This window comes from Curtobacterium sp. MCPF17_021 (assembly GCF_003234605.2).
Classification (GTDB): Bacteria; Actinomycetota; Actinomycetes; order Actinomycetales; family Microbacteriaceae; genus Curtobacterium; species Curtobacterium flaccumfaciens.
Map to the genome: position 1 here is coordinate 2,264,814 of NZ_CP126252.1, position 20,238 is coordinate 2,285,051.

Annotated in this window: 18 protein-coding genes; 10 read left to right on the forward strand and 8 right to left on the reverse strand. The window is 71.2% G+C overall.

Annotated features, from left to right (window positions below; genetic code table 11):
- Positions 1-108: 108 nt before the first annotated feature.
- The 3 genes from DEJ29_RS10665 to DEJ29_RS10675 form a co-directional block, all read right to left on the reverse strand.
- Entirely contained in the window at positions 109-288 is a 180-nt protein-coding gene (locus tag DEJ29_RS10665) for a hypothetical protein (protein ID WP_071404570.1), read from the reverse strand.
- A gap of 117 nt (positions 289-405) precedes the next feature.
- The gene (locus DEJ29_RS10670) at positions 406-714 is read right to left on the reverse strand and encodes a thiamine-binding protein (RefSeq protein ID WP_071404568.1); all 309 of its coding nucleotides are present in this window, start codon (positions 712-714) and stop codon (positions 406-408) included.
- A complete protein-coding gene (locus DEJ29_RS10675) occupies positions 711-2,024 on the reverse strand; it encodes a glycosyltransferase 87 family protein (RefSeq protein ID WP_111094604.1) in 1,314 nt (437 codons plus the stop codon). Before DEJ29_RS10675 ends, DEJ29_RS10670 begins: the two co-directional genes overlap by 4 nt.
- An 83-nt stretch (positions 2,025-2,107) precedes the next feature.
- On the opposite strand from DEJ29_RS10675, the gene DEJ29_RS10680 reads away from it, so the two are divergent.
- Positions 2,108-2,818: a YceI family protein gene (locus DEJ29_RS10680; protein ID WP_111094603.1), complete on the forward strand. Its 711-nt coding sequence runs from the start codon at positions 2,108-2,110 to the stop codon at positions 2,816-2,818.
- Between the two features lie 264 nt (positions 2,819-3,082).
- Here the strand turns inward: DEJ29_RS10680 and DEJ29_RS10685 are convergent, their stop codons facing one another.
- A complete protein-coding gene (locus tag DEJ29_RS10685) occupies positions 3,083-3,943 on the reverse strand; it encodes an ADP-dependent NAD(P)H-hydrate dehydratase (RefSeq protein ID WP_111094602.1) in 861 nt (286 codons plus the stop codon).
- A 24-nt stretch (positions 3,944-3,967) separates the two neighbouring features.
- Between DEJ29_RS10685 and DEJ29_RS10690 the strand changes: the two genes are divergently transcribed.
- The 4 genes from DEJ29_RS10690 to DEJ29_RS10705 all read left to right on the forward strand — a co-directional run bounded on the left by DEJ29_RS10690 (position 3,968) and on the right by DEJ29_RS10705 (position 8,342).
- Positions 3,968-4,600: an HAD family hydrolase gene (locus tag DEJ29_RS10690; RefSeq protein WP_071244826.1), complete on the forward strand. Its 633-nt coding sequence runs from the start codon at positions 3,968-3,970 to the stop codon at positions 4,598-4,600.
- Between the two features lie 9 nt (positions 4,601-4,609).
- On the forward strand, positions 4,610-5,692 hold the full coding sequence (locus tag DEJ29_RS10695) for an NADH:flavin oxidoreductase/NADH oxidase (RefSeq protein WP_111094601.1): 1,083 nt from the start codon (positions 4,610-4,612) through the stop codon (positions 5,690-5,692).
- A 156-nt stretch (positions 5,693-5,848) separates the two neighbouring features.
- Positions 5,849-7,249: a hemolysin family protein gene (locus tag DEJ29_RS10700; RefSeq protein ID WP_111094600.1), complete on the forward strand. Its 1,401-nt coding sequence runs from the start codon at positions 5,849-5,851 to the stop codon at positions 7,247-7,249.
- A 55-nt stretch (positions 7,250-7,304) separates the two neighbouring features.
- A complete protein-coding gene (locus DEJ29_RS10705) occupies positions 7,305-8,342 on the forward strand; it encodes a hemolysin family protein (RefSeq protein WP_027465832.1) in 1,038 nt (345 codons plus the stop codon).
- A 96-nt stretch (positions 8,343-8,438) separates the two neighbouring features.
- Here the strand turns inward: DEJ29_RS10705 and guaB1 are convergent, their stop codons facing one another.
- Positions 8,439-9,878, reverse strand: coding sequence for a GMP reductase (gene guaB1, locus DEJ29_RS10710; protein WP_110864009.1), 1,440 nt, complete (start codon positions 9,876-9,878; stop codon positions 8,439-8,441).
- 177 nt (positions 9,879-10,055) lie between these two features.
- Here guaB1 and DEJ29_RS10715 point away from each other — a divergent pair, with 177 nt between their 5' ends.
- Complete coding sequence (locus DEJ29_RS10715; RefSeq protein ID WP_181438149.1) at positions 10,056-13,811, forward strand: multifunctional oxoglutarate decarboxylase/oxoglutarate dehydrogenase thiamine pyrophosphate-binding subunit/dihydrolipoyllysine-residue succinyltransferase subunit; 3,756 nt, start codon at positions 10,056-10,058, stop codon at positions 13,809-13,811.
- A 79-nt stretch (positions 13,812-13,890) separates the two neighbouring features.
- On the opposite strand, the gene DEJ29_RS10720 is transcribed toward DEJ29_RS10715, so the two are convergent.
- Positions 13,891-14,331, reverse strand: coding sequence for a GNAT family N-acetyltransferase (locus tag DEJ29_RS10720; protein ID WP_110859058.1), 441 nt, complete (start codon positions 14,329-14,331; stop codon positions 13,891-13,893).
- 115 nt (positions 14,332-14,446) lie between these two features.
- Between DEJ29_RS10720 and DEJ29_RS10725 the strand changes: the two genes are divergently transcribed.
- Both DEJ29_RS10725 and DEJ29_RS10730 read left to right on the forward strand, forming a co-directional pair.
- The gene (locus DEJ29_RS10725) at positions 14,447-15,028 is read left to right on the forward strand and encodes a hypothetical protein (protein WP_111094599.1); all 582 of its coding nucleotides are present in this window, start codon (positions 14,447-14,449) and stop codon (positions 15,026-15,028) included.
- A gap of 42 nt (positions 15,029-15,070) precedes the next feature.
- Positions 15,071-16,519 (forward strand): LamG-like jellyroll fold domain-containing protein, encoded by a 1,449-nt coding sequence (locus DEJ29_RS10730; protein ID WP_111094598.1) that lies wholly within the window; start codon positions 15,071-15,073, stop codon positions 16,517-16,519.
- 23 nt (positions 16,520-16,542) lie between these two features.
- On the opposite strand, the gene DEJ29_RS10735 is transcribed toward DEJ29_RS10730, so the two are convergent.
- The gene (locus DEJ29_RS10735) at positions 16,543-16,785 is read right to left on the reverse strand and encodes a zf-HC2 domain-containing protein (RefSeq protein WP_027465838.1); all 243 of its coding nucleotides are present in this window, start codon (positions 16,783-16,785) and stop codon (positions 16,543-16,545) included.
- Positions 16,782-17,579: a sigma-70 family RNA polymerase sigma factor gene (locus DEJ29_RS10740; protein WP_284173616.1), complete on the reverse strand. Its 798-nt coding sequence runs from the start codon at positions 17,577-17,579 to the stop codon at positions 16,782-16,784. The genes DEJ29_RS10735 and DEJ29_RS10740 overlap by 4 nt, the downstream gene beginning before the upstream one ends.
- Before the next feature lie 135 nt (positions 17,580-17,714).
- Here DEJ29_RS10740 and aroA point away from each other — a divergent pair, with 135 nt between their 5' ends.
- Together aroA and rsgA are read left to right on the forward strand one after the other, a co-directional pair.
- Positions 17,715-19,100, forward strand: coding sequence for a 3-phosphoshikimate 1-carboxyvinyltransferase (aroA, locus tag DEJ29_RS10745; RefSeq protein WP_111094596.1), 1,386 nt, complete (start codon positions 17,715-17,717; stop codon positions 19,098-19,100).
- Between the two features lie 3 nt (positions 19,101-19,103).
- A complete protein-coding gene (gene rsgA, locus DEJ29_RS10750) occupies positions 19,104-20,150 on the forward strand; it encodes a ribosome small subunit-dependent GTPase A (protein ID WP_111033366.1) in 1,047 nt (348 codons plus the stop codon).
- The last annotated feature ends 88 nt before the right edge of the window (positions 20,151-20,238 follow it).

A 20,238-nucleotide genomic window follows, 5' to 3' on the forward strand; every position in this document is an offset into this window, starting at 1 on the left:
CGGGCGGAGCGGGACGACGGTGCAGCACCCCACCGGACGGGGCGGCCGTGATGTCCTGGTCCGTCGAGTGTAGACCGCTCCAACGGGCCAACGAAAGCCCGGTGGAGCTCAGGCCGCCTGGCGCTCCGGGGTGCGGGTCCGTGCGGGGGCCTGCTCGGGCAGCTCGTCGCGGTGCACCCATCCGGTGCCGCACTCCGCGCAGGTCGCCCAGGCGTTCTCGCCCTGTTCGTCCGTGTCGATGACGACCGTTCGCAGGTCGCAGTCGGGGCACCAACCGTCGTGCATCATCACGCGCTCCTCATCGTCGTCTCGCAGGCCACCGGAAGTGGCTCGATGCAGACCATGAGACACCCGACCACCGACATCCGAGGGACCGCTCCGGCGTGTCGTCGGCGCCGCTGACCACTACTCGCCGAGCGCGGCCTCGAGCCGTTCGAGCTTGCCGTCGATCTCGCCGGTGTGCCCGGGTCGGATGTCGGCCTTGAGCACGAGCGACACCCGCGTGCCGTACTCCCCGACGGCCTCGGTGGCGCGCTTGACGACGTCCATGACCTCGTCCCACTCCCCCTCGATCTCGGTGAACATCGACGAGGTGCGGTTCGGCAGCCCGCTCTCGCGCACCACGCGCACGGCGGCCGCGACGGCGTCGTGCACGGACCCGTCGGACGTTGCAGCGGGACCACCGGACGGAGCGACGGAGAAGGCGACGATCATGCGTCCATCCTGCCCGGCTCGGGCCGGTCGCGCACGGACGTCGACGAGCGCGCCGCCACCCGTCCGGACCCAGCGCGACGCCCCATCCGCACCAGCACGAGGACGCTCCACACCAGGATCGCCACCTCGAGCACGTTCCGGACCGTGAGCACCACGAGGATCCACGGCTGCACCCCGAGCAACTGGTCGTAGTAGCCCGGGTAGATCACCTGCGTGAGCAGGGCCATCGGCAGCGCGAGCACCGCGATGGGCACGAACCGACGTGCGCTCGGGGTGCCCGCCGCGAGTCCCCACAGGATCGGCACCGCGAACCAGCCGATGTACTGCGGCGACCCCACCTTGTTCGTCGCGATGAGCGCCGCGACGAACAGCAGCGCGAGCACCGGCGCGAGCTCGGCCCGACGGGCACCGCGGCGCGCGGCCCAGAGCGCGAGCACGACCCCGGCCACCACGACGACGGCCATCAGCGGCGTCGACACCGCGGCGGCGGCGGACGTGCCGGCACCGGACACCTCGAAGGTCAGGATCTCCTGGTCGTAGAACACCGCTGCACCCGGGACACCGAACGCAGCGGCCCACATGAAGGGCGTCGCGAGCGGCGACTCGATCTGCAGGGCACGACCGGTCTGCTCACCGACGAAGGACAGCAGGTACGGCGCACCGCCCCACAGCACGTCGACGAGCACGATCAGGGCGCTCAGCACCAGGGCCCCGGCGAGCACACCCCGGCGGTGTCCGCGACGCAGGAGCAGCAGCACCGCGACGAGCGCCGCGGGCCACACCTTCGTCCACGCGCCGGCGGTGAAGAGCGCGGACGCGACGGCTGGCCTCGAGGCCACGAACGCCACGCCCACCAGCGCGAACACCGTCGCGACGGTGTCGATCCGACCGAGCGCGATCGGCCCGAGCGCGAGCAGGAACAGCAGCCACCACCAGACGACCCGCACGCCGTGCACGCCGAAGCGGTCGGACGACCCGACGCGGGCCCGGAACCGCCACAGGAACGCACACGCCGCGGCGTCGAGCAGCACCATCAGCAGCAGCCAGCCGGTGCCGATCGACGCGACTCCCCCGAGCGCCGCGGCTGCCATCGGCACGATCGCCAGGATCGGGTACACCCACGCGCCGTCGATGCCGACCCAGAAGTCCGCGGTCCGCACGGTCTCGATCCAGCGCCTGTAGGTGATGGTCACGTCACCGAGCGGCAGGTTCGCCGACACGAGGGTCAGCCACCACAGGAACCCGTGCACGACGACGAACGCCAGGACGAAGCCGGCGAGTTCGAGCCACCGGGTCGAGGTCCTCTGCACCGGACGAGCGTAGCGGCCGGAGCGGGGGCGATCGCTGCCACGGACTCAGGGTCTCCCGAGCATGACGTGTCACCGTTCTGCTCGTGACCTCCGACACCCCGCGCAAGCGCCGCAAGGCCGTCATCTGGATCTCCGTCATCGCCGCCGTCGTCGTCCTCGGCGTCGTGGGCGCGGTGGTCTTCACGAACGTCTACACGAGCAACGAGAACGCGAAGGCCTCGGCCGCGCCGTCCGTCGCCGCCACCCGTGAGGCCTCCACCCTCGACGACACGGACCTGTCCGGCGAGTGGACGGTCGGCGGCGACTCCGAGGCCGGGTACCGCGTCCACGAGGTCCTGAACGGCTCCGACGTCACCGTCACCGGCCGCACCGACAGCGTCTCCGGCAGCGCGAGCGTCGACGGCACGAGCATCACCGCCGCGAAGATCGCGGTGCAGGTCGCCGACATCACCACCGACTCCGACCAGCGCGACGCCTACTTCCGCGACTCCGCGATGGACGCCGCGGCCTTCCCCGAGGCCACCTTCGAACTCACCGCGCCGATCGCCGACGCGGTCCCGAGCGGCTCCGACACGACGACCGTGACGGCTCCGGGGAAGCTCACCCTGCACGGCGTCACGAAGAACGTCACCGCGAAGCTGCAGGTCGGTCTGAACGGCGATGGCGTCGACATCTCCGGTTCGGTCCCGATCACCTTCTCGGACTACGGCGTGCAGGCCCCGAGCCTGGGGTTCGTCAAGGTCGACGACGCGGGTTCCGTCGAGTTCCTGGTGCACGCGACCCCCGCGAGCTGACGTCCGCGACGCGCGTCACGCCCGTGACGTGCCCGCCGACGGCCTGGAGACGCGGTGCCAGCTGGCACCGGGCCTCCAGGCCGTCGGTCGTCGCGTCCTGGAGCCGCACCCGCTGGCTGATGCGTGCGCATGTTGCGACCTTGCACCTGTCGAACCTGTGGTGTCCCGTCGGAACATGCGCATGGACCTACTGCGTGCGCATCCGTCGACAGAACACGCGTCGATCCCCTCGTGGATCGTCGGAAGGTGCACGCGCACCGACCGCTACCCGCGCGCGTCCCCGTCGACGACCAGGTCCCGCACGACCGCCGGCAGCTCGGCGATGAGCGTCGTCATCGGGAACGGTCCGCCGCCGGACGCCCGCCGCGCCGCGAGCCCGTGCACCACCGCGGCCGACGCGGCCAGGTGCGCGAGGTCCGACGGGGTGAGCGACGATCCGGCCGTCTCGACAGAGCCCTGCCGCGCGGCGACGAGCGCTCCGAGCACCCCGCCCAGCACGTCCCCGGCACCGGCCGCCGCGAGCCACGGCGTCGCCGAGGACGCCACGAGCCGCACCGACCCGTCCGGGGTGACCACGTGGGTCCGCTCCCCCTTGAGCAGCACGACGCTGCCGGTCTGCTCCGCCGCACGGAGCGCTGCGGCGGCCGGGTCCTGCTCGATCTCGGCGCGATCGGCTCCGAGGAACGAAGCGAGTTCACCGGCGTGCGGGGTGAGCACGGCGAGCGGCCCGAGGTCGACGAGCGGGATCGCCCCGGCGTCGACGACGACCGGGACGCCGTCGTCGGAGGCGTGCGAGAAGCCCGACGCCGTCGTCGCGTCCAGGTCACCGAGCGTCGGCGCCGAGATCCCGGAGCCGACGAGCCAGGCCTGCACGCGGCCGACGCCGGAGACGACCTCGGGGCGGCGGGTGAGCACGTGGTCGGTGGCGCGTGACGGTCCGACGTACCGGACCATGCCGACGCCGGTGTGCACGGCGGAGTCGACCCCCAGCACCGCGGCGCCGGGGTACTGGTCGGACCCGGTCGCGATGCCGAGGACCCCGCGGCGGTACTTGGTGGACTCCCCCGTCGGCGCGGTGACCCACGCGGCGGCATCGGACGGTCGGACGAGCACGAAGTCGTTCACCGGCCCCACGTTACGGTGGAGCACATGAGCCTGTTCCTGCCTGGTCGCGTGGTGGTCTTCGACTACGGCGAGGTGATCAGCCGGACGCCGCACGCCTCGCGGGACGCCCTCGTGGCCGCCACCGGGGTCCCGGCCGACGAGCTGTTCCCGGTGTACCAGGAGCTCCGGCACGACCTGGACCGCGGCGACCTGTCCGTCGTGGCGTACTGGCGTGCGATCGCGGAACGGACCGGACGGACCTGGAGCATCTCCGAGATCCACCGGTTCTGGGCGATCGACTTCACCGGGTGGTTCGAGGTCGAGCCGGAGACCCTCGAGATCGTGGAGGAGCTGCACGACGCCGGCACCCGTGTGGCCCTGCTGTCGAACGCGGGCTTCGACTTCGGTGACCCGTACCGCCGCTCCCCGATGGGCTCGCTCTTCGAGACCGTGGTGGTGAGCGCCGAGGAGCACGTCCTCAAGCCCGCGGCATCCATCTACCGCGACACCTGTGCGCGCTTGGGAATCGACCCGGGTCAGATGGTGTTCGTGGACAACAGGGCCGAGAACGCCACCGGTGCGGAAGCGATCGGGGCGGTCGGCCACCACTACACGTCGCCGGCGTCACTGCGGTCGTTCCTGACGGAACTGGCCGAGGCGCCGGCACCCGTCCTCTGAGGAGCCCGCGTGACGCACGCCCTGTTCGACCCGATCACCGTCCGTGACCTGACCGTCCGCAACCGCATCTGGGTCTCCCCGATGTGCCAGTACTCGGTGGACCAGCAGGACGGCGTGGCGACGCCGTGGCACCTCGTGCACCTGGGCGGGTTCGCCAAGGGCGGCGCCGGCGCGGTCGTGGTCGAGGCGACGGGTGTCGTGCCCGAGGGACGGATCACCCCGCAGGACCTCGGGCTGTGGAACGACCAGCAGCGCGACGCGTTCAAGCCGATCGTCGACTTCCTGCACGAGCAGGGCGCCGCGGCGGGCATCCAGCTCGCGCACGCCGGCCGCAAGGCGTCGACGTACCGCCCCTGGGACACCACGCACGGCACCGTCCACGCCGACCAGGGCGGCTGGACCACGGTCGCGCCGTCGGCCGTGGCCTTCGACGGCTACGACGTCCCGCGCGAGCTCGCGGTCGAGGACATCCGCGTCGTCGCCCTCGCCTTCGCGCAGTCCGCCCGCCGCGCCGTCGAGGCCGGGTTCGACCTGGTCGAGATCCACGCGGCCCACGGCTACCTGCTGCACCAGTTCCTCTCGCCGCTGAGCAACCAGCGCACCGACCAGTACGGCGGCTCGCTCGAGAACCGTGCCCGCGCGCTGCTCGAGGTCGTCGACGCCGTGCGCGCCGAGGTCGGCGAGGGCTTCCCGATCGTCGTCCGGTTCTCGGCCACCGACTGGGTCGACGGCGGGCTCACGCTCGACGAGACCACCGTCGTCGCCCGCTGGGCCGCGGAGCACGGTGCCGACCTGGCCGACGTGTCGACCGGCGGCAACGTCGCGAGCGCGCCGATCCCGGTCGGCCCCGGCTACCAGGTGCCGCACGCCGCGGCGATCAAGCGCGACGCCGGCATCCCGACGATCGCCGTGGGCATGATCTCCGAGGCGTTCCAGGCCGAGCAGATCGTCGCGACCGGCCTCGCCGACGTCGTGATGATCGGTCGCGAGATGCTCCGCGACCCGTCGTTCGCGCTCCGTGCCGCCGTCGAACTCCGCGTGCCGGTCGACTACGAGCCGCAGCAGTACCACCGCGCTCGGATTACGGCCTAGGCGCGGTCGGTTCTGTACGGATTCACGGTTCAGCGACCGCGCAGGCAGTACGATTGGTAGCACTGTGGACGATCCCCCGAATAGTTCTTCGCCTCACTCATCCGCCGCTCACTCGGTGAGCTGCACGTCATCCCTGTGCGCGAACGGGGGTGAATCATGAGTCCGATCGACATCGTCATGCTGATCGGCGGCGTCCTGCTGACCCTCGGCACGGGTGTCTTCGTCGCGTCCGAGTTCGCGCTGGTCAACCTCGACCGCGCGGACGTCGAAGCGCGGCGCGACCGCGGTGAAGCCGGCCTCGCGCCGGTCATCGGCGCGCTGAAGGTCACCTCGACGCACCTGTCCAGCGCACAGCTCGGCATCACGCTGACCACGCTGCTGACCGGCTACCTGCTCGAACCCTCGATCGCGAAGCTGCTCGAGGCGCCGTTCCTGGCGATGAACCTGCCAGAGGGCATCGTCGAGACCGTCGGCTCGATCGTGGCGCTCGTTATCGCGACCCTGCTGTCGATGATCCTCGGCGAACTGGTGCCGAAGAACTTCGCGCTCGCGCTGCCCCTGCAGACCGCCAGGCTCGTGGTCCCGCTGCAGATCGCGTTCACGACGGTCTTCAAGCCCGCGGTCGCGCTGCTGAACGGCACCGCGAACGCCGTGCTCCGGTCGCTCGGCATCGAGCCGCAGGAGGAACTCTCCGGTGCGCGCAGCGCCGAGGAACTCACCTCGCTCCTGCGCCGGTCGGCCTCCGAGGGGTCGCTCGAACAGGACACCGCGACGCTCCTCGAGCGCACCATCTCGTTCTCCGAGCTGAGCGCCAGCGACGTGATGACCCCGCGCCCGAGGCTCTCCACCATCCGCGTGTCCGAGTCCGCCGAGGACGTCATCGCCCTCGCCCGCAAGACCGGCTTCAGCCGCTTCCCCGTCATCGAGGAGGACGCGGACGACGTCGTCGGCATCGTGCACGTCAAGCAGGCCGTCGCCGTGCCGCGCGAGAAGCGTCCGGAGGTCCCAGTCGGGGCCCTCATGACCGACGCCGAACGCGTGCCGGAGACCATGCCCGGCGACACCCTGCTCGCCGAGGTCCGTGGTCGCGGCTACCAGATGGTCATCGTCGTCGACGAGTACGGCGGCACCGCCGGGGTCGTCACGCTCGAGGACCTGATCGAGGAGATCGTCGGCGAGGTCTCCGACGAGCACGACCGCGCCCGCATCGACGTGGTCCGCTCCCGTGACTGGCTGACCTTCCCCGGTCTGCTGCGTCCCGACGAGCTCGAGGACCGCGCCGGCGTGAAGGTGCCCGAGGAGGGCCCGTACGAGACCGTCGGCGGGTTCGTCATGTCGACGCTGGGCCGCCTGCCCGTCGTCGGCGACGAGGTGCCCCTGGACGGCGGGGTGTTCCGGGTCGAGCGGCTGGACGGCCGTCGGATCGACCGCATCCGCTGGACCCCGACGCGCCCGTCGACCGACACGGCGGCGACCGCGATCATCATCCCGTCCACCAAGAGCACCCCGACCACCACGAAGGCCGCGGCCACCACGACGAAGGGCAGCACCCGATGAGCTCCGACTCGATGATGGGCGCAGCGGGATCTTCTGGCTGCAGGGAGGGACTGCGATGAGTTCCGATTGGTGGGGCATCTTCTGGCTCGTCGTCCTGTTGATGGGCAACGCCTACTTCGTCGCGGCGGAGTTCGCGGTCATCTCCGCACGCCGCTCGCAGATCGAGCCCCGCGCCGAAGAGGGCTCGAAGGCCGCGCAGATGACGCTGTGGGCAATGGAGCACGCCACCCGCATGCTCGCGACGACCCAGCTCGGCATCACGGTCTGCTCGCTGCTCATCCTGAACGTGTCCGAGCCGGCGATCCACCACCTGCTCGAGGTCCCGCTGCACCTGACCGGCTGGAGCGCCGAGGTGATCGGCACCGTGGCCTTCGTGTTCACGCTGCTGCTCGTGTCGTTCCTGCACGTGGTGTTCGGCGAGATGGTGCCGAAGAACATCTCGTTCTCGATGCCGGACCGGGCCGCGCTGCTGCTCGTGCCGACGCTCTGGTACATCGGTCACGGCCTGCACTGGGTCATCGTCGGCCTGAACGAGGTCGCGAACGCCGTGCTGCGGCTGTTCCGCGTCGAGCCCAAGGACGAAGCGGTGAGTGCGTTCACGGTGGAAGAGGTGCAGACCATCGTGGAGCAGTCCCGCCGCGAGGGCACCCTGACCGACGACGGCAAGCTCGCCCTGGCGTTCGAGTTCACCGAGAAGAAGGTCCGCGACGTCGCCGTGCCGATGGCCGAGCTCGTCACCCTCCCCGACGACGCCACCCCGGCCGACGTCGAGCACGCCGTGGCACAGCGCGGGTTCTCCCGCTACGTGCTCGTCGGCGAGGACGGCTCCCCCACCGGCTACGTGCACGTGAAGGACGTCATCGACCTGCGGCCGGACGAGTTCGACGACCCGGTGCCGCCGAAGCGCATCCGCCAGCTCATCTCGCTCTACACCGAGATGGACCTCGAGGACGCGCTCGCGACCATGCGGGCCGCCGGGCGCCACGTGGCCCGCGCCTTCGACGCGGACGGCCGCACGATCGGCGTGCTGTTCCTCGAGGACATCCTCGAAGAACTGGTGGGCGAGGTCGAGGACGCGACCCGGCGCCGGTAGACGTACAGACAAGCGGACGGGAGGCGCGGTGCCAGCTTGCACCGCGCCTCCCGTCCGTCCGTGGTCGCGACCAGGGCGACGCGCGCCCCGGCCGCGCTACCAGCTGACGGGCAGGGGCTTGCCCTCCTCGTACCCGGCGGCGGACTGGATGCCGACCAGCGCGCGCTCGGAGAACTCGGCGAGTGACGACGCGCCCGCGTAGGTGGCGGAGCTGCGGACGCCGGTGGTGATCATGTCGAGCAGGTCCTCGACGCTCGGACGCTCCGGGTCGAGGTAGATCGTCGACGACGAGATCCCCTCGGCGAAGAGCGCCTTGCGGGCCCGCTCGTACGGGTCGAGCCGCTCGAACCGCTCGCGCACGGCCTTCGCCGAGGCCATGCCCCAGCTCTCCTTGTACGCCTTGCCCGCGGCGTCACGGCGCAGGACACCGGGGGCCTCGAGCGTGCCGGCGAACCACGAGCCGATCATGACGGCCGACGCCCCGGCTGCCAGCGCGAGGGCGACGTCGCGCGGGTAGCGCACCCCGCCGTCCGCCCAGACGTGCGCACCGAGCGAGCGGGCCGCCGCGGCGGTCTCGAGCACGGCGGAGAACTGTGGGCGACCGACGGCCGTCATCATGCGGGTGGTGCACATGGCACCAGGGCCGACGCCGACCTTGATGATGTCCGCTCCGGCCCCGACCAGGTGCGCGACGGCGTCGGCCGTGACGACGTTGCCGGCGACGAGCGGGATGCCGAGCTGCAGCGACGCGACCGTGCGGAGCGCGCGGAGCATGCCGTCCTGGTGGCCGTGCGCGGTGTCGAGGACCAGGACGTCCACGCCCGCGGCAGCCAGCGCCTTCGCCTTGGCGGCGACGTCGCCGTTGATGCCGAGCGCGGCGGCGACCCGGAGCCGCCCGGAACCATCGACGGCGGGCGTGTAGATGTCGGAGCGGATCGCGCTCGTCTGGCTCGTGGTGCCGACGACCCGGCCGTGCCGCATGACCGGCGCGAAGTCGACCTCGGCAGCCGAGAGCACGTCGTACACGTGGCGGGGTGTGCCGGCGTCCTCGGCGTCGATCGCGGTCGAGGCGCCGTGCAGCAGGTCACCGAGGACGGCGTCGGGGCCGGCGGTGCCGAGGCGGGTCGCGGGCACGCAGCCGAGGTACTCGCCGTCGGCGTCGCGGACGACCACACCACGGCCGGCCACCGGCAGGAGCTGCTCGAGGGCCTCGGCGACGGTGGTCTGCGCGCCCATGTCGTAGGCGGTGTCGAAGTCGACCGGCTGGTCCTTCACCCAGCGGATCGCGGCGTCGAGGTCCTGCAGGTGCATGTCCTGCGGCAGCACGCCCAGACCGCCGCGGCGGGCCAGGGTGGCGGCGAGCCGAGGGCCGGTGACGGAGTTCATGTTGGCGCTGACGATCGGGATCGTGGCACCGCTGCCGTCGTTCGCCGCGAGGTCGACGTCGAAGCGGCTCGTCACGCCGGAACGGCTCGGGACGAGGAAGACGTCGGAGTAGGTCAGGTCGTGCGTCGGCCGCGTCTCGTAGAACCTCATGCGCTCCACTGTACGGCTCCCGTCAGGGCCCCGACCGGGTGCTCGGGGGCTGCCGACTCGCGCCGCGGCTGACACGGAACGGACATGTCGGAGCGGCTAGGCTTGGCACCTGTGCGGCGCAGGGTTGCTCCGCACGACACACACGAGCATCTATCGACGGAGAGTGGGCGATCGGCTGTGTCGAGCCATCTGACCGGAACGGACGAGACCGCGGGCGAATTCGGGGCGAACGAGTGGCTCGTCGACGAGCTCTACGAGCAGTTCGTCGCGGACAAGGAGTCGGTCGACAAGTCCTGGTGGCCGGTCCTCGAGAGCTACCACCGCACGCAGGTCGGTGACGCGCCGGCTCCCGCAACTCCGACAGGGGCCCCCTCGCAGCAGGTCCCGACCCAGCAGCAGTCGTCGACGCAGCAGCCCGCCACCGGCGACACCCCGGGCGAGGCGAAGTCGGGCCCGATCCAGGCGAAGACCACCTCGCGCCAGCCGGCACCGCAGCCGATCCCGGCCGAGGCGAACGACGCCGCCGACGACCACGAGGAGACCCACGAGGACGTGGCGACCCCGCTCCGGGGCATGGCGAAGACGCTGGCGTCGAACATGGACGCCTCGCTGACGGTCCCGACCGCCACCAGCGTCCGGACCATCCCGGCGAAGCTGATGATCGACAACCGGATCGTCATCAACAACCACCTGCGACGTGCCCGCGGCGGCAAGATCTCCTTCACGCACCTGATCGGGTGGGCGATGGTGCAGGCCGTCAAGGACTTCCCGAGCCAGAACGTCTTCTACGAGGAGCGCGACGGCAAGCCGTTCGTCGTCGCCCCGGCGCACGTCAACCTCGGCATCGCGATCGACGTCCCGAAGAAGGACGGCACCCGCTCGCTCCTGGTGCCGAGCATCAAGCGCGCGGAGACCCTGACGTTCGGGCAGTTCCTCTCCGCCTACGAAGACCTCGTCAAGCGTGCCCGTGACAACAAGCTCACCCCGGCGGACTTCCAGGGCACGACGATCTCGCTCACCAACCCGGGTGGCATCGGCACCGTGCACTCGGTCCCCCGTCTGACCAAGGGCCAGGGCTCGATCATCGGCGCCGGCGCCCTCGAGTACCCGGCGCAGTTCCAGGGCTCGGCGTCGAAGACCCTGGTCGAGCTCGGCATCGGCAAGACCATCACCCTGACGAGCACCTACGACCACCGCGTCATCCAGGGCGCCGGTTCGGGTGAGTACCTCAAGCACGTGCACGAGCGCCTCATCGGCGAGCACGGCTTCTACGACGGCATCTTCGCCGCGCTCCGGATCCCCTACAAGCCGATCCAGTGGGCGAACGACATCAACGTCGACCTGGCGCACCGGGTGAACAAGACCGCCCGCGTGCAGGAGCTCATCAACAGCTTCCGCGTCCGTGGGCACCTGATGGCCGACATCGACCCGCTCGAGTACCGCCAGCGCACGCACCCCGACCTCGAGATCGAGAGCCACGGGCTGACCTTCTGGGACCTCGACCGCGAGTTCGTCACCGGTGGGCTCGCCGGCACCACCTCGGCACCGCTGCGCGACGTCCTCGGGATCCTGCGCGACGCCTACTGCCGCACGGTCGGCATCGAGTACATGCACATCCAGGACCCGGAACAGCGTCGCTGGGTGCAGGAGCGCATCGAGGTGCCGTACTCGAAGCCCTCGAAGGAAGAGCAGCTCCGCGTCCTCGGCAAGCTCAACGAGGCCGAGGCGTTCGAGACCTTCCTGCAGACCAAGTACGTCGGCCAGAAGCGCTTCTCGCTCGAGGGCGGCGAGTCCACCATCGCCTTCCTCGACACCCTGATCCAGCACGCCGCCGGTGCCGGGCTGGCCGAGGTCGCGATCGGCATGGCCCACCGTGGCCGCCTGAACGTGCTGACGAACATCGCCGGCAAGACCTACGGGCAGATCTTCCGTGAGTTCGAGGGGTCCTCGCTGCCGGGCACGGTGTCCGGTCAGGGCTCCGGCGACGTGAAGTACCACGTCGGCACCGAGGGCGTGTTCCGCACGTCCGACGGCTCGAGCATCCCGGTGACGATCGCCGCGAACCCGTCCCACCTCGAAGCCGTCGACGGCGTGCTCGAGGGCATCGTCCGCGCCAAGCAGGACCGCGAGGCCCCCGGCAGCTTCGGTGTGCTCCCCGTGCTCGTGCACGGCGACGCGGCGATGGCCGGCCAGGGTGTGGTCGTCGAGACGCTGCAGATGTCGCAGCTCCGCGGCTACCGCACCGGCGGCACGGTCCACCTCGTCATCAACAACCAGGTCGGGTTCACCACCCCGCCCGAGTCGGCGCGCAGCTCGGTGTACTCCACGGACGTCGCGAAGACGATCCAGGCGCCGATCTTCCACGTGAACGGTGACGACCCCGAGGCCGTCGCCCGGGTCGCCGAACTCGCCTTCGCGTACCGCGAGGAGTTCCACCGCGACGTCGTGATCGACCTGATCTGCTACCGCCGTCGTGGGCACAACGAGGGCGACGACCCCTCGATGACGCAGCCCCTGATGTACAACCTCATCGAGGCGAAGCGCTCCGTCCGCACGCTGTACACCGAGGCCCTCGTCGGCCGCGGTGACATCACGCAAGAGGAGTACGACGAGGCGCACCGCGACTTCCAGGACCGCCTGGAACACGCCTTCGCCGAGACGCACGAGGCACAGACCGGCACCATCCCGGTCATCGAGGTCGACGACGACGGTGCGGTGCAGGGGCTCGAACGCCCGGCCGCGCAGCGCGACGACTCCGAGGTCGAGGTGCACGAGACCGCCGTGTCCGAAGAGCTCGTCCGGGCGATCGGTGACGCGCACAGCAACCCGCCCGCCGGGTTCTCCATCCACCCGAAGCTGCAGCAGCTGCTGACCAAGCGCACCGAGATGACGCGCAACGGCGGCATCGACTGGGCGATGGCCGAACTCATGGCGATCGGGTCGATCCTGGTCGAGGGCAAGCCCGTCCGCCTCGCCGGACAGGACGCCCGACGCGGCACGTTCGTCCAGCGCCAGTCGGTCTTCCACGACCGGGTGAACGGCCAGGAATGGCTGCCGCTGTCGAACCTCACCGAGGACCAGGCCCGGTTCTACGTGTACGACTCCCTGCTGAGCGAGTACGCGGCGATGGCGTTCGAGTACGGCTACTCCGTGGAGCGCCCCGAGTCCCTCGTGCTCTGGGAGGCACAGTTCGGCGACTTCGCGAACGGCGCCCAGATCGTCATCGACGAGTTCATCTCGTCCGCCGAGCAGAAGTGGGGGCAGCGCTCCGGCCTCGTCCTGCTGCTGCCGCACGGGTACGAGGGCCAGGGGCCGGACCACTCGTCGGCACGCATCGAGCGCTACCTGCAGCTGTGCGCCGAGGACAACATGATCGTCGCGCGCCCGTCGACCCCGGCGTCGTACTTCCACCTGCTCCGCCGTCAGGCGTGGGCCCGGCCGCAGAAGCCGCTCGTCGTGTTCTCCCCGAAGGCGATGCTCCGGCTCCGCCAGGCGACGAGCGCGGTCGAGGACTTCACGACGGGAACGTTCGAGCCCGTGCTGGATGACGCTCGGATCACCGACAAGGGTGCCGTGCGCCGCGTCGTGCTGCACTCCGGCAAGGTGCACCACGACCTGCGTGCCGAGGTCGACAAGCGCGGCATCACCGACGTCGCACTCGTCCGGCTCGAGCAGCTCGCCCCGCTCCCCCTCGACCGCATCCTCGAGGTGCTGGCGGGCTACCCGGACGCCGACGTCGTGTGGGCGCAGGAGGAACCGGAGAACCAGGGCGCCTGGCCGTTCGTCTGCATGAACCTGTCGCCGCACCTGGGCGGCCGCCCGTTGTCCGTGGCGGCCCGCTCGGCGAGTGCCGCACCGGCCACGGGGTCCTCGAAGCGCTCCGCGCAAGAGGCCACCGAGGTCATCAACACCGCGTTGAGCGCATCGGCCTAGCCACGAGGAAGCGCCCCGTGCGGGAGTCCGAGGGACTCCGGTACGGGGCGCTTCGACGTTCGCGCGGAAGGCGGCGGCGCTACGCGATCTTCGTGTACCGCACCCCGGCGTCGTGGTACCCGCGCTTCTGGTAGAAGCGGTGCGCGCTGTCGGTGGCGGCCGCACTGACGGCGCTGAGGCGACGCGCTCCCTGCTCGACCGCCCATGCCTCGAACGTGCCGATGAGCGCCGAACCGGTGCCGAGCCTCCTGGCCGTGTCGTCGACGACCAGCAGCAGCAGCTGCGCCGTCGGCTCGTCGCTCGCGTACGCCCAGGTGACCTGGGCACCGGCGACGGCGACCACGCGACCGTCGTCACCCCGCACCACCCAGGTCCGGTGGCCGGCTTCGGGTGTGAGTCGAGCGAGGCGCGCACGCATCGACGCATCGTCGACGTCGTGACCGAGCAGACGGACGAGGGCGGCGACGTCGGCGACGTCCGTGTCGGACCAGGTGGAGGTCGACTCGACGGAGAGGGTCATGTCGGCCAACCTACCCGTGCGTTCGGTCGTGTTGCGACGGGGTTCCGTTGCAACTGATATTCATATACCCTGTTTGCATATCACCCGCCGGGTGATCCCGACCGACAGGACAGCCATGCACATCACCTCCCGCCACGGCCGCACCGCAGCCTGGATCGCGTTCCCGCTCGCCGTCGTCGCCAGCGGCGCACTCATCGCCACGGCCTCGTACGCCGCCTTCTCGAGCAGCACCGACAACGCCGCGAACAGCTGGCGCACCGGTGCCGTCTCCCTCACCGACGACGACCAGGGCGTCGCGATGTTCGACGTCGACGACCTGGTGCCCGGGTCCACCGGTTCGAACTGCATCACGGTGACGGCGAACACCACCAACGCCTCGACCGTGAAGCTCTTCACCGCCGACCAGGCCGACGACGACGCACTCGCCGAACACGTCGGGCTGACCGTCGAACGTGGCAGCCTCGCCACCGCCGGAGACTGCAGCACCTTCACCACGGGGACGACCGTGCACGACGGCACCCTCGCCGGCCTGATGGAACTCGAGTCGTTCGGCACCGGGGTCGATGCGTGGCAGCCCACCACGGGGACGACGAGCACGACCTACCGCTTCAGCTACGACCTCGAAGCGGACGCGCCGAACACCGTGCAGTCCTCCGAGTCGGGCACCACCTTCGTGTGGGAAGCGCAGACCGACTGACCTCGTCCACCCGACCGACCCGACCGAACCGAGGAGCAGCCGATGTCCACCGCCACCCACCGACACGTCCGGTGCACCGGCGACGTACCACGGCTGCTCCTCGCGGTCGCGTCGCGCACGGTCCTGTGGTCCGTGCTGCTGCTCGCCGTCTGGGCCGCACTGCCGGCATCCCTCGGCTGGCACGTCACGACGGTGGTCTCGGATTCGATGGCCCCGGGCATCCGGACCGGTGACGTCGTCGCCGCCATGCCCGCCGGTCCCGATGCCGTCGATCCCGGTCGCGTGCTGCTCGTCGACGACCCCGATCACGCCGAGCGGCTCCGGCTCCACCGGCTGGAGCGCATCGAGCAGGACGGCCGCCTGCGGCTCCGGGGTGACGCGAACCCGACCGCGGACCGGACGGCGGTCATGCCCGAGGCCGTCCTCGGCGTCGGCGTGCTGCGCTTCCCCGGCATCGGGCTCCCGACCGTGTGGGCACGGCAGCAGTCCTGGGTGCCGATCGGCATCGCCGTCGTGGCGGCGCTCGCGCTCGTGCGGGCGGCGCGGGCCGATCGCGACATCACCGCTGGCCGACCCTGTCGACGGTGTGGGACGCCGCGTTGGGACCTCGGCACGGCAGCCCTGACGCCCGGCACCGGAGCACCCGTGTCCGGAGCAGGGGGTACCGGCGCTCCGGACGTCGCGGCGAGCCTTTCGCTGTCCGTCGTCGCCGCGGTCACCGTCCTGACCATCGCACTCGCCGCCGGCTCTGCAGGGGCGGGGTTCAGCGGCACCACGGCGACCGCCACGACCCTCGGCACCGGTACGTTCCCGTGCTTCCACGAACCCGCTCCCGCCGGCAGCCAGCTGGCGTGGGACTTCGCCGAGAAACAGGGCGACATCGTGCAGGACAGCAGCGGACACGGCGCGGACGGACGCTTCGTCGGCGACGCGTCACGTGTCGACGGAAGCTGCGCGGCGAACCCGTGGAGCACCTACCCGGGCGCGGGCACCGACGACTACGCCGTCACCGACCGGCCCACCACCGGACCGCAGGTCTTCTCACTCGAGGTGTGGTTCCGGTCCGCCGATCCCGCGGGCGGCCGGGTGTTCGGCTTCACGTCCGACACCGCCCCCGCATCGACCTACCGCGACCGGCACCTGTACATCGACTCCGGCGGCGGCCTGCGCTTCGGCGTGCAGGGCGCCGGCAACCTCTTCAACTTCACGGTCGGCGGCGGCGACGTCGCGGACGGCGAGTGGCACCACGCCGTGGCGACGTTCGAGTCACGATCGATGACCCTCTACGTCGACGGCCAGCGCAAGGAGCGACGAACCGATGCCGTCGCCGCTCGGCAGTACGACGGACACTGGCGCACCGGCCGCGGAACCCTGGTCGGCTGGCCGGACTCGGGGAACTTCGGGTTCACGGGCGACATCGACTCGGCAACCGTCTACGACCGTGTCCTCGACGCCGAGACCGTCGCAACCCGGTTCGCCGCCGGCCGGTGACACCGGTCAGTGCGTGGCCTGGGTCAGTGCGTGGCCTGCTCCACCCGGATGCGCGCGAGGATCTCGCTGCGCAGCTGGTCGGGAGCGGTCTCCTTGCAGGCACGGCGCACGGTCTCCATGAGCACCACGCCGACGCGGTGCTCGGTCTGGCAGTCCTCGCAGCCGTCCATGTGCTCGCGGATGTCCGCGGCGTCCTCGTGGCGGAGCTCGTCGTGCAGGAACTCCTCGAGCTCGGCCTTCGCCTTCGAGCAGTCGCAGCCGCTCATCGTGCGTCCTTCCGTCCGGTGCGACCCGTGGCCGCAGTTGCCTTCGTCGTCTGTGCCGTGCCTCGTCCCCGTCCACGCATCGTCGCCGTCGACGCTGCGTCCGGGACGATGCCGGTCTCACGGGCGTGGTCCGCCAGGAGCCCACGGAGGAGCCGCCGGCCACGGTGGAGGCGGCTCATGACCGTCCCCACGGGGGTCTTCATGATGTCGGCGATCTCCTGGTACGAGAATCCTTCGACATCGGCGAAGTACACGGCCATCCGGAAGTCCTCCGGGATGGCCTGCAGTGCGTCCTTCACGGCGGAGGACGGCAGGTGGTCGATCGCGTCGGCCTCGGCGGACCGGGCGGAGATCGACTGGGTGACGCTCTCCGCGCCGCCGAGCTGCCAGTCCTCGAGCTCGTCGATGGTGCCCTGGTACGGGTTCCGCTGGTTCTTGCGGTACGTGTTGATGAACGTGTTCGTGAGGATCCGGTACAGCCAGGCCTTCAGGTTCGTGCCCTGCTTGAACTGGCGGAACGCGGCGAAGGCCTTGACGAACGTCTCCTGCACCAGGTCCGACGCGTCGGCCGGGTTGCGGGTCATCCGCATCGCCGCACCGTAGAGCTGGTCCATGAAGGGCAGCGCCTGGTCCTCGAACAGGGACCGCAGCTCACCCTCGGAGACGGTCTTCGCGTCCACCGGCTCGTCTGCGGCGTCGTCGAGGGCTTCGTGCTCCTCTTCGACGGCGTCGAGCTGCACCTCGGTCTCGTCGACCAGGTGGTGCGGAGCTGCCTGCGGTTCGTCGGTCGTCATCGCCGCCAAGTCTAGGCCGAGCGTGCCGAGCGTCGTCGGCACCGCGGTCAGCACGGTTGCCGTGCCGGTCCGCTCTCGTGCGAGTGTTGCTGTCGCCACTGATCCTCCCGGTGCGTTCAGTACCCTGGTGAACCGATGGCAGACACGACGCATTCCCACAGCGGGGCCCAGCCCGCCGACCCCTGGATCGCCCCGGTCGCAGGGGGTCCGCTGCGCGGCGACGTCGCGCTGCCCGGGTCGAAGTCGCTGACGAACCGGGAGCTCGTGCTCGCGGCCCTCGCGGACGGCCCCTCGACGATCCGGCTCCCGCTGCACTCCCGTGACTCGGCGCTGATGATCGCGGGCCTCCGTGCGCTCGGCGTCGGCATCGAGGAGCTCGAGCCGGCGGCCGGCACCGCCCCGAACCCCTACGGTCCGGACCTCCGGATCACGCCCGCCCCGATGCACGGCGACGTCCGCCTGGACTGCGGTCTGGCCGGCACCGTGATGCGCTTCCTGCCGCCGCTCGCCGCCCTGGCCGTCGGGCCCGTCACGGTCGACGGCGACCCCTACGCCCGCAAGCGGCCGATGCACGCCATCGTGCAGGGACTCGTGGACCTCGGTGTCGACGTCACGGACGACGGCGGCGAGTCGATGCCGTTCTCGTTCACCGGCACCGGCTCGGTCCGCGGTGGCGCCCTGACGATCGACGCGTCGGCGTCCTCGCAGTTCGTCTCCGGCCTGCTGCTGTCGGCCCCCCGCTTCGACGAGGGCCTGCACCTCACCCACGTCGGCGAACGCCTGCCGAGCATGCCGCACATCGAGATGACCGTCGCGGCGCTCCGTGCCCGCGGCGTCCGCGTCGACGAGCCGTCGGTCGGCGAGTGGGTCGTGCACCCCGGCCCGATCGGCGCGCGTGACGTCGTGATCGAGCCCGACCTGTCGAACGCGGCGCCGTTCGCGGTCGCCGCGCTCGTCGCCGGCGGCACGGTGCGCATCCGCACCTGGCCGACCGAGACGACGCAGGTCGGCGCCGACCTCGAGACGCTCCTGCCCCTGTGGGGGGCGCGCGTGGCCCGTGACGGTGACGACCTGGTCGTCGACGGCGGCGTCGGGATCCGGGGTGGGGCCTCCTTGCCGGGTCTCGAACTCGACCTGAGCCGCGGCGGCGAACTCGCCCCGGCGCTCGTCGCGCTGGCCGCGCTGGCGGACGGCCCGAGCGAGATCACCGGCATCGGTCACCTGCGGGGGCACGAGACGGACCGCCTGGCCGCGCTGGCGGCGGACCTCAACCGGTCTGGAGGCGCGGTGCACGAACTCGACGACGGCCTGCGGATCGAGCCGGCGCCGCTCCACGGCAGCGCCTGGGGCGCGTACGACGACCACCGGATGGCGACCGCGGGGGCGATCGTGGGCCTCGTCGTCGAGGGCGTCGCCGTCGACGACATCGGGTCGACCGCGAAGACGCTGCCGCAGTTCCCGGAGCTGTGGGCCGCGCTCGTGGCGTCCTCGGTGACCGCTGCACCGGTGAGTGGGGACTGACGCATGAGCTGGTGGGACGACGCCGACGGTGACGACTCCGACGCGGACGAGCCGTACGGGCAGTACGACGAGTCGAGCGTCCGGGTGCGCCCGAACCCGAAGGGCAACCGACCGCGCACGAAGACCCGTCCGACGTACGACGACGCCCCCGTCGGGTGGGTGACGAACGTCGACCGCGGGCGGTTCGGCGTGCTGATCGACGACCACGTCATCACCGCGACGAAGGCCCGCGAGCTCGGCAAGAAGTCCGTCGTCACGGGCGACCACGTGTCGCTCGTCGGGGACGTCTCCGGTGATCCCGGCTCGCTGGCACGCATCGTGAAGGTCGCCGAGCGCACCACCCTGCTGCGACGGAGTGCCGACGACTCGGACGAGGTCGAGCGCGTCATCGTGGCGAACGCCGACCAGATGCTCATCGTGGTGGCCGCCGCCGACCCCGAGCCGCGCACCCGCCTGATCGACCGCTACCTGGTGGCCGCGTTCGACGCCGGCCTCGACCCGATCCTCTGCATCACGAAGACCGACCTCGCCGACCCGGCTGCGTTCCTGGCGCACTTCGCGTGCCTCGACCTGCGCATCGTGACGAGCCGATCGGACGACGTCCCGTTCGAGGCGCTGCACGAGCTCCTCGACGACAAGGTGACCGTGACCGTCGGGCACTCCGGTGTCGGCAAGTCGACCCTGGTGAACGCGCTGACGGGCTCGACGCGGGCCATCGGGGTCGTGAACTCCGTGACGGGTCGGGGGCGGCACACGTCGTCGTCGTCGATCGCGCTGCAGGTCCGCGACGGCGGGTGGATCATCGACACGCCGGGTGTGCGGTCGTTCGGCCTGGGGCACGTCGACCCCGCGAACGTCTTCCGGGCGTTCGCGTCGCACGCCGTGCCGGTGCGGCCCGCGCGGGACGGCATCCCGCTGGCGCAGGCGCACGACTGGGAGATCGTCGACCGGGTGCAGGACGGGGAGCTCGGGCCGACCGGCGTCGAGCGGCTCGACTCGTTCCGGGCGCTGCTGACCGGGATGGGCGCGTCCGACCCCGGTTCCGAGTAACGCGGCGGGCGGCGGTGCCGGTCGGTCGGCGGCGGTCGGCGGCTGGTCGGCGGCTCGTCGGCGGCTCGTCGGCGGCTCGTCGGCGGCT

What these genes read in the sequence shown, in the direction of transcription:
- DEJ29_RS10665 (WP_071404570.1), bottom strand. Translation starts at nt 288, where the DNA reads ATGATGCACGACGGTTGGTGCCCCGACTGCGACCTGCGAACGGTCGTC.
- DEJ29_RS10735 (WP_027465838.1), bottom strand. Translation starts at nt 16,785, where the DNA reads ATGAGCGGCTGCGACTGCTCGAAGGCGAAGGCCGAGCTCGAGGAGTTC.
- DEJ29_RS10700 (WP_111094600.1), top strand. Translation starts at nt 5,849, where the DNA reads ATGAGTCCGATCGACATCGTCATGCTGATCGGCGGCGTCCTGCTGACC.
- DEJ29_RS10720 (WP_110859058.1), bottom strand. Translation starts at nt 14,331, where the DNA reads ATGACCCTCTCCGTCGAGTCGACCTCCACCTGGTCCGACACGGACGTC.
- DEJ29_RS10725 (WP_111094599.1), top strand. Translation starts at nt 14,447, where the DNA reads ATGCACATCACCTCCCGCCACGGCCGCACCGCAGCCTGGATCGCGTTC.
- DEJ29_RS10690 (WP_071244826.1), top strand. Translation starts at nt 3,968, where the DNA reads ATGAGCCTGTTCCTGCCTGGTCGCGTGGTGGTCTTCGACTACGGCGAG.
- DEJ29_RS10670 (WP_071404568.1), bottom strand. Translation starts at nt 714, where the DNA reads ATGATCGTCGCCTTCTCCGTCGCTCCGTCCGGTGGTCCCGCTGCAACG.
- DEJ29_RS10740 (WP_284173616.1), bottom strand. Translation starts at nt 17,579, where the DNA reads ATGACGACCGACGAACCGCAGGCAGCTCCGCACCACCTGGTCGACGAG.
- guaB1 (WP_110864009.1), bottom strand. Translation starts at nt 9,878, where the DNA reads ATGAGGTTCTACGAGACGCGGCCGACGCACGACCTGACCTACTCCGAC.
- DEJ29_RS10705 (WP_027465832.1), top strand. Translation starts at nt 7,305, where the DNA reads ATGAGTTCCGATTGGTGGGGCATCTTCTGGCTCGTCGTCCTGTTGATG.
- DEJ29_RS10730 (WP_111094598.1), top strand. Translation starts at nt 15,071, where the DNA reads ATGTCCACCGCCACCCACCGACACGTCCGGTGCACCGGCGACGTACCA.
- aroA (WP_111094596.1), top strand. Translation starts at nt 17,715, where the DNA reads ATGGCAGACACGACGCATTCCCACAGCGGGGCCCAGCCCGCCGACCCC.
- rsgA (WP_111033366.1), top strand. Translation starts at nt 19,104, where the DNA reads ATGAGCTGGTGGGACGACGCCGACGGTGACGACTCCGACGCGGACGAG.